Annotated in this window: 11 protein-coding genes; 6 read left to right on the forward strand and 5 right to left on the reverse strand. The window is 48.2% G+C overall.

Annotation, left to right across the window (positions count from 1 at the left end; all coding sequences use genetic code 11):
- The first annotated feature begins 306 nt into the window (after nucleotides 1–306).
- The 5 genes from FIT99_RS00825 to vapC all read left to right on the forward strand — a co-directional run bounded on the left by FIT99_RS00825 (nucleotide 307) and on the right by vapC (nucleotide 6,367).
- The gene (locus FIT99_RS00825; protein WP_140002045.1) at nucleotides 307–2,472 is read left to right on the forward strand and encodes an adenosylcobalamin-dependent ribonucleoside-diphosphate reductase; all 2,166 of its coding nucleotides are present in this window, start codon (nucleotides 307–309) and stop codon (nucleotides 2,470–2,472) included.
- A 182-nt stretch (nucleotides 2,473–2,654) separates the two neighbouring features.
- Nucleotides 2,655–3,347 carry a TSCPD domain-containing protein gene (locus FIT99_RS00830; RefSeq protein ID WP_140002047.1) on the forward strand — a complete coding sequence of 231 codons (693 nt, stop codon included), beginning with the start codon at nucleotides 2,655–2,657 and terminating at the stop codon, nucleotides 3,345–3,347.
- Nucleotides 3,348–3,406: 59 nt separating this feature from the next.
- Entirely contained in the window at nucleotides 3,407–5,587 is a 2,181-nt protein-coding gene (locus FIT99_RS00835; protein ID WP_140002049.1) for a hypothetical protein, read from the forward strand.
- A gap of 139 nt (nucleotides 5,588–5,726) precedes the next feature.
- Nucleotides 5,727–5,963: a type II toxin-antitoxin system VapB family antitoxin gene (gene vapB, locus FIT99_RS00840; RefSeq protein WP_140002051.1), complete on the forward strand. Its 237-nt coding sequence runs from the start codon at nucleotides 5,727–5,729 to the stop codon at nucleotides 5,961–5,963.
- Nucleotides 5,960–6,367 (forward strand): type II toxin-antitoxin system tRNA(fMet)-specific endonuclease VapC, encoded by a 408-nt coding sequence (gene vapC, locus FIT99_RS00845; RefSeq protein WP_140002053.1) that lies wholly within the window; start codon nucleotides 5,960–5,962, stop codon nucleotides 6,365–6,367. Before vapB ends, vapC begins: the two co-directional genes overlap by 4 nt.
- 129 nt (nucleotides 6,368–6,496) lie before the next feature.
- Here the strand turns inward: vapC and FIT99_RS00850 are convergent, their stop codons facing one another.
- The 4 genes from FIT99_RS00850 to FIT99_RS00865 form a co-directional block, all read right to left on the reverse strand.
- Nucleotides 6,497–7,357, reverse strand: a complete 861-nt coding sequence (locus tag FIT99_RS00850) for a hypothetical protein (protein WP_140002055.1) — start codon at nucleotides 7,355–7,357, stop codon at nucleotides 6,497–6,499.
- A 147-nt stretch (nucleotides 7,358–7,504) separates the two neighbouring features.
- Nucleotides 7,505–8,278 (reverse strand): PEP-CTERM sorting domain-containing protein, encoded by a 774-nt coding sequence (locus FIT99_RS00855; protein WP_140002057.1) that lies wholly within the window; start codon nucleotides 8,276–8,278, stop codon nucleotides 7,505–7,507.
- Nucleotides 8,279–8,415: 137 nt separating this feature from the next.
- Nucleotides 8,416–9,198 carry a DUF1223 domain-containing protein gene (locus FIT99_RS00860; protein ID WP_140002059.1) on the reverse strand — a complete coding sequence of 261 codons (783 nt, stop codon included), beginning with the start codon at nucleotides 9,196–9,198 and terminating at the stop codon, nucleotides 8,416–8,418.
- A gap of 95 nt (nucleotides 9,199–9,293) precedes the next feature.
- Nucleotides 9,294–10,397 carry an ADP-ribosylglycohydrolase family protein gene (locus FIT99_RS00865; protein ID WP_140002061.1) on the reverse strand — a complete coding sequence of 368 codons (1,104 nt, stop codon included), beginning with the start codon at nucleotides 10,395–10,397 and terminating at the stop codon, nucleotides 9,294–9,296.
- 252 nt (nucleotides 10,398–10,649) lie between these two features.
- Between FIT99_RS00865 and msrB the strand changes: the two genes are divergently transcribed.
- On the forward strand, nucleotides 10,650–11,093 hold the full coding sequence (gene msrB / locus FIT99_RS00870; RefSeq protein ID WP_140002063.1) for a peptide-methionine (R)-S-oxide reductase MsrB: 444 nt from the start codon (nucleotides 10,650–10,652) through the stop codon (nucleotides 11,091–11,093).
- Between the two features lie 40 nt (nucleotides 11,094–11,133).
- On the opposite strand, the gene FIT99_RS00875 is transcribed toward msrB, so the two are convergent.
- On the reverse strand, nucleotides 11,134–12,948 hold the full coding sequence (locus FIT99_RS00875; protein ID WP_140002065.1) for an ABCB family ABC transporter ATP-binding protein/permease: 1,815 nt from the start codon (nucleotides 12,946–12,948) through the stop codon (nucleotides 11,134–11,136).
- Nucleotides 12,949–12,991 lie beyond the last annotated feature (43 nt).

Genomic DNA, 12,991 nt, shown 5'->3' on the forward strand with positions numbered 1-12,991 from the left:
CACCTATGCCGCGACGCCTGATTCTTAAAGGCTCTAAAAAATGCAAGACTTTGGGCACAAAAATATGCACAAAAAATCGGTTGACGCCAACAAGCGATAGGCATAAATTATGGCCGGTAACACAATATCTTGTGTTTGGTCGGTACTTGCGCCCCAGCTATCGCGTAAGCACGCAAAGCATGCAAATGCCTTGTCAGCCCGCCGACCGCCGTTGCAAAACGCTGTCAGTCCGTTGCAATGTTTTGTTGCTTGCGGCTGTCGCTTGTTATCAAACCAATAAGAATCACCAAGCTGTGGGAGAACTCGATGCTAAAAGCTGTTGAACAAAAGAAGGTCCTGTCAGAAGGCGTTGCCGTTGAGATTCCAGTGCAACCCGTCTCGCTGGATATCTGGGATAAAAAATACCGCCTGAAAACCAAGTCCGGCGAGCATGTAGACCTGGATATGGATGATTCTTACAGCCGCGTTGCCCGCGCATTGGCCGATGTTGAAACCACGGATGACAAAAAAGCCGAATGGCATGAAAAATTCTTATGGGCACTGCGTCGCGGTGCCATCCCGGCGGGTCGGATTACCTCAAACGCCGGTGCTCAAGAACACAAACCAGCGACTTCAACCATTAACTGCACGGTGTCTGGCGTGGTTGAAGACAGCATGGACGATATTTTGGGCAAAGTGCACGAAGCCGGCCTGACCCTCAAAGCGGGTTGCGGCATCGGTTATGAATTTTCTACCCTGCGTCCAAAAGGTGCGTTTGTGGCAGGCGCAGGTGCCTACACCTCTGGCCCGCTGTCGTTCATGGATATTTACGACAAAATGTGTTTCACCGTGTCGTCGGCTGGTGGCCGTCGTGGAGCGCAAATGGCCACGTTTGATATCAGCCACCCAGATGTGACCGACTTTATTAAAGCCAAGCGTGAAAATGGCCGTTTGCGTCAATTCAACTTAAGCTGCCTCATCACCAAAGAGTTTATGGAGGCGGTGAAAGCCGATGACGAATGGCGCTTGGCATTCCCCGTCACTGAGAAAGAAGCCATTATTGATGGCCTCAATGTGAACGACGAGTCGCAAGTGGTCTGGCGTGATTGGCCCATCAAGGGCAAATATCTGACCAAAACCGAGGGCCCCGAAGCGGGTAAAGTGGCTTGCCGCATCTATAAAACCATCAAGGCGCGCCGCTTGTGGGATGTGATTATGTCCTCCACCTACGACTTTGCAGAGCCGGGCTTTATTTTGATCGACCGCGTCAACGAGATGAATAACAACTGGTTTTGCGAAAACATCCGCGCCACCAACCCTTGTGGTGAGCAACCACTGCCGCCATACGGAGCTTGCTTGTTAGGCTCGGTGAATCTCACCAGATTTGTGCGGCAACCGTTTACCGACGAGGCCTACTTTGATTGGGACGAATACCGTGAAGTGGTCAGCGTGTTTACCCGCATGCTCGATAACGTGGTTGAAATCAACGGCTTGCCCTTAGAGCAACAACGCCAAGAAATCGCGCGCAAACGCCGCCATGGCATGGGCTACCTCGGTTTGGGCTCCACCCTCACCATGCTCAAAATGAAATACGGCGAAGAAGATTCAGTCAAATTCACCGAAGAAGTCACCCGCATCATGGCCGAAGTGGGCTGGGAGATCGGCGTGCAACTGGCCGAAGAAAAAGGCCCGGCACCGATCATGGACGAAAAATTTGAAGTCACCGCCGACATGCTGCGCGTGCGCCCAGAAATGGCCGCCGATGGCATTAAAGTGGGCCAAAAACTGGCCGGTAAAGTGCTGCTGGGTAAATACAGCCGCTACATGCAGCAGTTTCCCGAAGGCCTGCGCAACCAGATCGCCACTAAAGGCGTGCGCTTTACGCACCATAGCTCTATTGCGCCGACGGGCACCATTTCACTGAGCCTTGCCAACAACGCCAGCAACGGCATCGAGCCGAGCTTTGCGCACCACTATGCGCGTAACGTGATTCGTGAGGGCAAAAAATCCAAAGAAAAAGTCGACGTATTTAGCTACGAGCTGTTGGCTTACCGTGAGCTGATTAACCCTAACGCGATGCCGTTTAGCGATAAGCCCGAAGAGCAGCTGCCAGACTACTTTTTAGATTCATCCACCATCATGGCCAAAGCCCATGTGGATATTCAAGCGGCCGCACAAAAATGGATTGATAGCTCTATTTCAAAAACCATTAACGTGCCCACCGACTACGACTTTGAAGACTTTAAAAACATCTATCTCTATGCCTACGACAAAGGCCTCAAAGGGTGCACCACTTTCCGGTTTAACCCAGAGGCTTTCCAAGGCGTGTTGGTGACCGAAAAAGACCTCGAGAGCACCACCTACAAGTTCACGCTTGAAGACGGCACCGAGATCGAAGCCAAAGGCAACGAAGAGATTGAGTACGACGGCGAGATTCATACGGCGGCAAACCTCTTTGATGCATTTAAAGAGGGCTACTACGGAAAGTTTTAGTGTTTGCCTGCTGCGCTCGCCATTGCGGCGTTAAAAAGCAGTTTTAAATCCTCATGTACTATTTGTACACTCCGGTTTAAAACCGCTTTTCGCCTAGCACTGGCATCGCTCGCGACGGCAACCATCTAACACTTAAGATGAATTAATACAGAATATTTAGCACTCCAACTGAGGAGAACAACATGGCAATCAAAATCGACAAAAAAATCACCGCTTACAAACTGGTGACCGATGAAGACAAAAAAGCAAGCGAAGCCGCTGCGCAAACCGCCAGCAACGTGATTCAAATGGGTGAGCCGCTTGGCCGCCCAGACATGCTGGTCGGCAACACCTACAAAATCAAAACGCCGGTGACCGAGCACGCGCTCTACATCACCATCAACGACGTCATCATGAACGAAGGCACGCCGCACGAGCACCGCCGCCCGTTCGAGATCTTCATCAACTCCAAAAACATGGAGCACTTTCAGTGGATCGTCGCGCTCACCCGCGTCATGTCCGCCGTGTTTCGCAAAGGCGGCGATGTCACCTTTTTGGTTGAAGAACTCAAAAGCGTATTTGAGCCCAGCGGCGGCTACTTTAAAAAAGGCGGCAAATTTGTGCCGAGCTTAGTCGCTGAAATCGGCGAGGTGGTTGAAAAACACCTGCAAGAAATCGGCATGCTCAAAAAACCCGGCTTAGACGAACACCAGCAAAAATTGGTCGAAGAGAAAAAAGCTGAATACCTGGAAAAACACGCCAAGTCAGGCGAAGAGTCAAACGACGAAGGCTTCCCCAAAGGCGCACAGCTTTGCAAAAAGTGTAATACCAAGGCAAGCATATTGATGGATGGATGCATGACTTGCTTGAATTGTGGTGATAGTAAGTGCGGATAAGTTGATCTACGTTTTTAAAGGAGCTTTTTTGCTCCTTTTTTAATATACACAGGGTAAATATGGTGAAAATTAATAAGCCTAAAAGGGCAATAATTGCTTATTGTGTTTTAGCTCAAAGATTACAAAATAAAAATATTTCGCGAATGCAAGCGCTGACGCCATTTTTAGCAGAAGCATCCCAGGATTTTGTTGGAGAGCTTTTTAATTCCGAGCTTTTTTCGAAAGCTGTAGAAGATAGATTTGGTTTAAAGATACCAAGGCTTGCTGTATTGGGACTGGCAGAACAAATGGCCGCAGATGGCTTATTAAAAAATGTTTCTGAAGATGTTCAGAAACCCATTTACCAATTTTCGGAAGTTATCTTAGATGAGAGTTATTTACCACTAACTGAGCCGCAGGTTGAGGCAATATTGGGAGACTTTGTTGAATATGCTAGAAAAGACTTAGTAATTGGGGACTTAACAGACGATCAATTGCATGAAGCCTTTGTAAGTAGATTACTGAATATTGACTCGCTTAAAATTCTTACTAGAAAAGAAACAGGTACCTCGGTAAAAAGAACATCAAATACTCTAATTTTAAACAAGGGCAGCGAGAGTCAAAGCGCAGACGAAAAACTTTCTTATCATCTAGATTATTTGGTTTCACAATTTCTAATTGATTTAAGAGGCAGTGACCCCCGAAGGTTCGAGCAAATTTCTGATGTTGCTTTTGCAAGTATGGCTGCTGAAGCGTTGGCATGTTTTAGTGATCCAATAGAAGATTCCACAGATTTATCTACTCTAACTGTGTATTTGGACACTCCTCTGTTGTTAGATATGCTAGGAGTTAATAGTGAGTACTCCGAATATGGTACAGAGCTTCTTGAGGCAATCAGGGCTTCTGGAGCAATGCCCGCTGTATTTGAGCATTGTATTGTCGAAGCTGAAGTCGCTATCCAAGCTCAGCTCACTTATTTGAGATCGGGTATCAATCAGCAAAGTGAAAGGTACCATTATTCAGCAAAACCAGATTTATTAAATGCCCTAGTTAATAATGTTGCTGATCGCGTTTACAAGCGTTTGAAAATCCAAGTTCAGCGTGATCCAGAAATTCAACTTCACAAACGAAATCCTAAAATAATTGGTGATATTGAATCGGAAATGCAGGCGAGAATGGCCCGCTGGGGTAATGATGAAGCAATAAGTCATGATAAAAAATCAATACTTACTTTAATAACTATTAGTGACTCAATTAAACCCCCATCAAGAGTTTGCGATAGTAAATGGATTTTTCTTACAAGAAATACAACATTAGTTGCGATTGCAAATGATGTATGGAAAATTTGGTTAAAAGGTACTAATAATGGACTACCCTTTTCATTTATTGAGCGTGTTTCGCCAATATCAATGTCTGATAAGCAATTTTCAGGATATTTATGGGCTAGATCAGGTCATGGCAACGGTAAGGTTACTAGAGCTAGACTATTAGCATATTGTTCTTCAGCGATAAGACCAAGGGCGGATATTAAAGCTAAAGCTTACAATATGGCGATTGATTTATTTGGTAAACCTGAAGCAGAAGATATTGCGGCTTTATTGGAGGACACTGAAGGGGTTAAAGCTCTTATGAGAGTTACAAGGGGTGATCCAGAGGATATAACTCCAGAAAGACTACCTCTTATAATTGAGAGAGTTAAGACGGCAGCTGGTGAATTTGCTGCTGGTAAGGTAAGAGAGGAAAAAGAGCTCGAAATAACTAAGCAAAAGGAAGATTTCGATACTGCTATAAAAGAGACAACGACAGAGTTTTCAACACAATTAAATCTGAAGGATAAGCTACTTATGGATAAAGAGCTGGCCATTTCAGCATTAGAAATTCAAAATGAAACATTAATAAACTCCGTCAGAAGTTCACAAGAAGAAATAGAAGCCAGATCCACGCAAATTGAAAGAGTAGCACACAATAAAGCACATAGATGGTATAGCGTATCAAGGTGGACTATTTGTATCTTTCTAGTGGTGCTTCTGACTTATTTGGCTGATGTGCCTATATTAAAAAATCCAGACAATTCCTTTTATTTGAAGCTAATTAGCTTAATCATAACTTTTTCATTGGCTTGGTTTGTTCCCGAAGTGGTTTTGGGAAGCGTGTTTATTAAAATTGCACAATATCGATTTAGAACTGTCGTCGAATTAGCAGAACCTAAATTAATTGGTAGAGAGAAAAATAGAGATTATTCAAAAAAATGGATTGATTGATGATTAGGCTAGAAATAGATAGGGGAAAACAGGGTCAAGTCTTGCATTCCAACATTTCGATTGCTAAAGCCGCAAATTGCAAGTGTTTAAAAGTTGCTATACACTAGTGCCATATACACTTTGACGGGGGGTATGAGCGATGGCTAAAAGCACAGTTTTTATTAACAATCGCACTCAAGCTGTACGCCTGCCTGCTGAAATGCGTTTGCCAGAGGATGTGAAGCAGGTCAACGTGCGAGCACGTGGTAACGAGCGCATCATCACGCCGATTGCTGAAACCTGGGATAGTTTTTTTAACGCTAACGTCACTATTAGCGATGATTTTATGCCCGCACGGGCTAGCCAAACCCAGCAAGATCGTGAAGCTTTTGAGTGATTACCTATTTACTCGATACCAATATTGTCATCTATGTGATTAAGCGCCGCCCGGTTGAGGTGCTGGGGGTGTTTAATAGCAACGCTACGCGTATGGCTATCTCGGTGATTACGTTAGCGGAGTTGATGCACGGCGCAGAAAAAAGTAGCAAACCTGCTGAAAACCTTGCGGTGGTGGAGGATTTTTGCAGCCGATTAAGTATGCTGCCCTATACAGAAAAAGCCGCTCAACATTATGGTCAAATACGCACCGCGTTAGAGAAAAAAGGCGAGCCGATTGGTGTGAACGATTTGCATATTGCTGCTCATGCGCGTAGCGAGGGGTTGATTTTGGTGACAAACAACGAAAAGGAATTTGCAAAAGTGCCATCACTGCAAATAGAAAATTGGGTGACTAACCTTTAGCGTGGCACGCAAGGGCGGTATTGTGAACTCGGCAATATTCTGCGGCATCATCCCTTTCAAATTTGGCGCACCATAAATCAATGCGCCCTACATTTCAACTAAAGCCGCCAATGGCGGCATTCTTGGTCATTAACTCACATCCATCCATTGCGCTGCACCTCGTGACGAGGCCCTTACCGCTTGTTGGTAGGTGGCAGTCCTTGGCAGATGGTCAGCAATTTCGTTGAGGGATATGTAGCCGGGGTCTAACCGATAATCTTTTTCACGGAATATGCTGTGCTCTTGGGCATAGCTTTCTGCCAATGCCCTGAGTGATTCGGTGAGAGGTTTGGTTGGGTCGCTGGGGGTAAAGTCGCCAATCAGCCAAAGGTGAACATCTTCATCTTGGGTATAGCCCGCTTTGGGGTCGGCCAGTTGATAGGCATGGGCTATTTTGGCTTGGTTTTCAACCTCGGCTGGGTCGCCGTAGGCCACTTCATAATATTTCACTGGTGCGGTAAGTAGCGAGGTGGGGCCGTCAATCGGCACTTGGCCCACTGCATAATAGCCTGCCATCGCCCGCAGGCTTTTTAAATGGTGCTCTTTGCCCACAAAGTGGATGGTTTCACCGCCTGCTTGCAGTTCTTTAATGCCCGCCGCCATGTCTTTCGTGGCGGTGTAAATGAGCGCGGCAGCATGGTTGGCCGCTTTGTTTGCTAGGCTGTAGTTGATCATCGCCGTGCCATTGCAATAGCGCTCCATCGCACTGGCGGCGGCGACTGCATTTTGCGCATCAAGCACCACCGAGACTGCCATTTTAGTGCCGTTTTGATTACCCCCAGCCAATGCCGCCAGCCAGTTGTGCAGTTGCTCTGCGGGCCACTCAGGGTATTGTTCACTGACAAGTGCAAACACTTGTGGCAATAGCGCGGTTTGTTCAGCAGTGCTTAGGTGTTGTAGCCGTAATGTTTTGTAGGTTGGCGGTAGGGTGAAATCGTCGGGCGTGGACATGGTAATGTTGTTTGCTTATTTTTAGAGTGTTCAGTTCGGCTGCTTAAGTCAGTGCAACACAGCGAGTCAATAGTCTATATTGGATTGAATGATAAGGGCTGCGTTTGGCAGCCCTGAATTTTTATTGCTGAAAGGGTATTTGCTGCCCTATTTTTTTATCCATTTTTGACGACGCCTCAAATATAGTAAACCTAGCCCTGCGAATAGCATCGCAGGTGCAGAGGGTTCAGGCACATAGAGTGGTGGCTGGTCGGGGAAGGGTTCTGGGATTGGCGTGGCGGTTGAGATGAATTGTGTTGCTAGGCCATATCCGGCTTCAGAAAAGACATTGGGGTTTCCGCCATACACTCCATTCACAAATCGGCTGATTAATGGAGAGCCACCTGCTGCAAAGCCTGTGAGTGGAATGCCTCCGTTGATGTTTGAGATTCCGATTAAAAGGTTGCCTGCATAAGGGTCGTACAAGTAAGGCGTGGCAAATGGTATTGCAATATCAAACACATCGTCCCCACTGGAAGATAACGAGACGGTGCCTGAGAAGATGGTCACTGTATTCACGCCAAGGTTAGCTGCAAACGAATTTGAAAGGGCTTGATTCGCGTAGTCCCCATAAAAAGAACCGACATTGCTGAGTGTGGTGGATAGCGTCAGGGTGAAGCTGAGGGACGTGGGCTCAAATCCACCTGAGCCGCCTTGTGCGGGTTTAAAACGGATGCCCGTAATTTCTAAAGGATCAGTGCCAAACTGGTAATGCGAGTAAAACTGCTGGTACTCGATGACTTCATTGACCGGGCAACTGCCAAAAGGAAAGCAGTTACTCGAATTGTCGTAATCAAACGTGACGTTTGCGTTGACTGATTGAACGCCTGCTAAAGAAGACAGCAGGAGGAGGAGCGTGCCAAATTTCTTAGGGAGCATCATGTGTATTTCCTTTTCAAAAAATACTGCGCTTCAACAAAATCAAAATGAACTGCACATTAACTCTAGGCGGTCGTGTATCTGCTACACTAATCCTATTTTAATCAATTAGATACAACAATCGTCTATTGGCTGATTTGTCAGATCGGTTTTTCGCATACCCCCAATGCCAAGGCCTGCAAAACATCCCCTGTGGCGGTATTTTGCACAAAGGCGACGACGCTCAGGTCGCGCTTTTTCCAGCTGGATTGTAATTGGATTTCGTGGTTTGTATTGGTTTGACCATCTGCACTGAGTTGAAATGGCCCCAGCCATTTGCGCACGACGAAATCATGTTGCAATTGCTCACCACGGTTTTCACCCGCGTTGACGGTGGATTGCAGGTTGTTTTCTTGTAGTGCGAGGTAATACACCAATGGCCCTGTGGCGCTGCTTTTAATGCCAGTGAGCACTTGCAATGCGTCAGCCTTGGCGGCAGTGGCGGTGAGTTGAATCTCGGCTTTGGCTGGCATGCGATAGATGTTGGAAATCTCATTTTTAAACCGCGCCTCATTTTGCCAACTGCGGCTATCTTGCCCGTTAATGGCAATTTGTGGGGTATACACGCCGCGTGCATGCCCTGTTGCGGCCATTTCACGCTGTCTTTTGGCAAACGCAGGTTGCGCAAAGCGGTCTTGCCAACCGATGTAATCCCAATAATCCACATGCAACGCGATGGGCACCACGCTAGCGCTGGTTTTTGCTTGGCTTTTTAGGCGGCTGAGCCACTGGTCAGCGGGTGGACAACTGCTACACCCTTCAGAGGTATATAGCTCAAGTAAGGTGTTTGTTTGTGGGCCGCTCACGGCGCTGCATTCTTGCGCCACGGCATTGGCGGTGAATACGATGAGGCACAGCGCTGAGAGTAGAGATTGTGTATGCATGGTGACACTCCATTGGTTGATTCACCATGCTTGGTCGTGTGGTTGGTTTAAACCTTACAACATGACGATGCCTGCCTGTGGTTTAGCCAATCTCTTTAACCCTTTGAGGCGGCAAAAAGGGCGACAAACTGCTCAATTTCTTGGTGAATGGCATCATGCGCGGTGAGGCCGTGAATCCAGCGTTGCGGAATCGCCGCCACGCCCAACGAAGCCCCGAGGATGGCGCCTAGCACCGCGCCACGATGGCAGTTGTCTCCGCCGACATTGGTGTTTGCGATCAATGCGCTTTCAAAATCATCATGGTAGCGTGCTGCCAGGTAGAGCACGGCTGGAAACGATTGGTCGATGTAGCAAGCTGGGCTGAGGATGCCACCGATCACGTCGAGGTCTGCGCTTTGGTTGGCACGCACGCGCTCGATGACTTTTGCTGCCGGAAAACCCAAACGGCTGGCGGCTGCGCAAGCCAGCGATTCGGTTTGCGGTTCGGTGTCATTAAACAGATGAAACAATAACTGGCTGAGCTCAAGCGTATGGCGTTCGAGTTCGGCAGAGCGATGCGTGAGGCGTTGCTGGGTGAGCGCTGCGGTGTTTGTGCTGTTGAGCTCGCCTGCCTGCAAGCTGGCCATGATCACCATGGGTAGGCTAACCAAGCCGCCCATAGAAGCCGTGTCATGGCCCTCATTGCCCGCGCAGGCTTCTGGCGCATCGCCCTTGGCATAATTGGCAAAAAAGTCACGGTGGTAAGATTCAGCGTAGGTGTCGTTGTGCTGATCTGGCTCGGTCATAAAACGCACATAGGCGTTTAAAAAATCTGTAGGGTTGTAGGCATGGTTTGCAATCAGTGAGCGCAACAAAACGCGGGCGCATAACAAATTGAGTGTGTTATCGCCGGCGTGCATGCCTTGGTGATAATGGCCGTTAGGCAATCCCCAAAACTGTTTTTTGCCTTTTAAAATCACACTGCCGACAATATCGCCCGCTTGCGGGCCACGGCCGGCTTTGCCGGTGCTGGCCAAGGGCATAATCGAGTTAGGATGTTTTGCTTTGGGCGCTTGATAATCACGTATTTGCCCAAAGTCTTGCCAAAGGGCGGCGATGTTATAGTACCAATGCACAGGCATCGCCAGTGCGTCACCGATAAACATGCCCCACAGTGCGCCGCGCATACGATCGGCTCTATTGAGTCTTGGGGTGGTCATTGGCTTTTCCTGTTCATTTTGCGTTGGTTAGTGTTGATGTCCGAGCATGAGGCCATGATTTTTTGGCGAAGTTCACCCCGCAGGATTTAAAAGCCAGCCCCGGGCAGACGCATCTGGCGGATATATTTTGTCTGCGACCCGGCGCAGATGGCGGCGCATCATTTAAAATATTTTGCAGCGCTGTGACCGAACTAGTTTTTAAGAACCTTATCACAGAAGGTAGTCTTGCTCCTTAACCTATTGGAACCTTACATGCTTACTTGGCTAGATATTGAAAAATTTGTGACGCAGGGCAATCCGGCTGCGCCGCAACGTGTGGTTAAAACCGGCCAGCAATGGCGCAGTTTGCTGTCTCAAGACGTATTTGAAGTGACCCGTAATGCTGGCACAGAGCGTCCATTCAGTTCGCCGATGTGTACGCACTTTGAGCCGGGTGTGTATGCCTGCGCCTGTTGCGATACCTTGTTATTTGATTCAACAGAAAAATTTGATTCAGGCACTGGCTGGCCGTCTTTTACCCAGCCGATTGCCGAAAACACCGTGGCTTATTTTAAGGACGATAGCTTGAGCCGCTCGCGCGTAGAGATCACCTGCAATGTGTGTGATGCACACTTAGGCCATGTGTTTCCAGATGGCCCCGCACCTAGCAGGCTGCGCTATTGTGTCAATGCGCTGTCATTGACCCGTAAAACCTAAGCTACCTTGGCCTGGCTGGGCGCATACGCGTGCCAGCCGCTTAGGCCTCCGATTGTGATTGCTGCGCACGCCACATCTCAGCATAGCGTTGGCCTTGCATTAACAATGACTCATGCGTACCTCTCTCGATGATTTGGCCCTCTGCCATGACTAAAATCTGATGGGCATGCGTGATGGTTGAGAGGCGGTGCGCAATGATCAATGTGGTGCGGTTTTTGGCCAACTCGTTGAGTTCTTTTTGAATCGAACGCTCGGTCTCTGAATCCAAGGCAGAGGTGGCCTCGTCAAACACCAGCAATGCTGGGTTTTTGAGCAGTGTGCGGGCAATGGCCACCCGCTGTTTTTCTCCGCCCGATAGCTTGAGCCCGCGCTCGCCTACGTCTGTGTTGTAGGCATCGGGCAGCCGCATAATAAAGTCATGAATCTGCGCAGCGCGTGCGGCCGCTTCAATATCTGCCTGACTAGCGCCTGGTTTGCCATAGCCGATGTTAAAGCCAATGGTATCGTTAAACAGCACGGTATCTTGCGGCACAATGCCGACTGCTTGTCTGAGGCTATCTTGCCGCACCGATTTAATCGCTTGGCCGTCGATGTAAATCGCGCCTGATTGCACATCATAAAAGCGAAATAGCAAGCGGGCTAAAGTGCTTTTGCCAGCGCCGCTGTGCCCAACCACCGCAGTGGTTTGCCCGGGTAAGATCTCAAATGACAGCTGATTTAAGATGCCACGGTTTGATTCATAGTGAAAACTCACGTTTTCAAACTTCACATGTGGGCCCAGCGCCGGGGAGTGAATCACCAGCGCGGGCGCATACGGCACATCTGCGATTTCTTGATCGGTCTCCAGCAAATGGAACATGCGATCAATGTCTGTCAACGATTGCTTCATCTCTCGATAAAGCACGCCTAAAAAATTGAGTGGAATATACAGCTGAATCATCAGCACGTTCACCAACACCAAATCGCCGATGGTGAGTTTGCCGCTGGCAACGCCTTGGCTGGCTAAGCCTAAAATACACACCAGACCAATCACGATGATGGTTTGCTGACCAAAGTTTAAAAACGCCAGCGATTTTTGCGATTTCACCGCCGCTTGTGCATATTTTTTCAGGTTGACATCATAACGGGCAGATTCGTACTGTTCATTACCAAAGTACTTCACCGTCTCAAAGTTAATCAAAGAGTCGACCGCATTTTGGTTGGCTTTAGAATCCAATTGATTCATCTCGCGTCTGAAGTGGGTGCGCCACTCGGTCACCACCACGGTAAACACCACATAACAAAGCAGCGCAATAAACGTGACCAGCACAAACCAGATGTCATAGGCGAATAAAAAGTAGCCCAGCACCATGGCTAACTCAATTAGCGTGGGGATGATGCTATAGAGTGAAAACGAAATGAGAGATTGAATGCCGCGGGTGCCGCGTTCAATATCGCGCGTCATGCCCCCGGTTTGCCGCGATAGGTGAAAGCGCAACGATAACGCATGTAAGTGATTGAACACTTGCAAGCCAACCTGCCGCACAGCTTGCTCGGTCACCTTAGAAAAAATCAGTTCACGTAGCTCGGCAAATAGCGAGGCCGATAGCCGCAACAGCCCATAGCCGACAATCAAACTCACCGGCACCACTAACAATGCTTGCGCCGTGGTTTGGATGCTCATCGCATCTATAATTTTTTTCAGCATAATCGGCACGCCCAAGTTGGCGGCCTTGGCCACCACCAGGCACAACAAAGTAAAGATGATGCGCGCCTTGTAAGCGGTCAGATAGGGCAATAAGTTTTGAATCACTTTCCAATCTTGCGATTGGCGTTTTTGCATCGCCGGCGGGGGATCACTTTTAAAGTGCTGCATAGGGGTGACTCAAATCAACGTTAGAAAAAAATGGCAGTGTCAA

Source organism: Methylophilus medardicus, from assembly GCF_006363955.1.
Taxonomy (GTDB): Bacteria; Pseudomonadota; Gammaproteobacteria; order Burkholderiales; family Methylophilaceae; genus Methylophilus; species Methylophilus medardensis.

What these genes read in the sequence shown, in the direction of transcription:
- FIT99_RS00825 (WP_140002045.1), top strand. Translation starts at nt 307, where the DNA reads ATGCTAAAAGCTGTTGAACAAAAGAAGGTCCTGTCAGAAGGCGTTGCC.
- FIT99_RS00830 (WP_140002047.1), top strand. Translation starts at nt 2,655, where the DNA reads ATGGCAATCAAAATCGACAAAAAAATCACCGCTTACAAACTGGTGACC.
- FIT99_RS00835 (WP_140002049.1), top strand. Translation starts at nt 3,407, where the DNA reads ATGGTGAAAATTAATAAGCCTAAAAGGGCAATAATTGCTTATTGTGTT.
- vapB (WP_140002051.1), top strand. Translation starts at nt 5,727, where the DNA reads ATGGCTAAAAGCACAGTTTTTATTAACAATCGCACTCAAGCTGTACGC.
- FIT99_RS00850 (WP_140002055.1), bottom strand. Translation starts at nt 7,357, where the DNA reads ATGTCCACGCCCGACGATTTCACCCTACCGCCAACCTACAAAACATTA.
- FIT99_RS00855 (WP_140002057.1), bottom strand. Translation starts at nt 8,278, where the DNA reads ATGATGCTCCCTAAGAAATTTGGCACGCTCCTCCTCCTGCTGTCTTCT.
- FIT99_RS00860 (WP_140002059.1), bottom strand. Translation starts at nt 9,198, where the DNA reads ATGCATACACAATCTCTACTCTCAGCGCTGTGCCTCATCGTATTCACC.
- FIT99_RS00865 (WP_140002061.1), bottom strand. Translation starts at nt 10,397, where the DNA reads ATGACCACCCCAAGACTCAATAGAGCCGATCGTATGCGCGGCGCACTG.
- msrB (WP_140002063.1), top strand. Translation starts at nt 10,650, where the DNA reads ATGCTTACTTGGCTAGATATTGAAAAATTTGTGACGCAGGGCAATCCG.
- FIT99_RS00875 (WP_140002065.1), bottom strand. Translation starts at nt 12,948, where the DNA reads ATGCAGCACTTTAAAAGTGATCCCCCGCCGGCGATGCAAAAACGCCAA.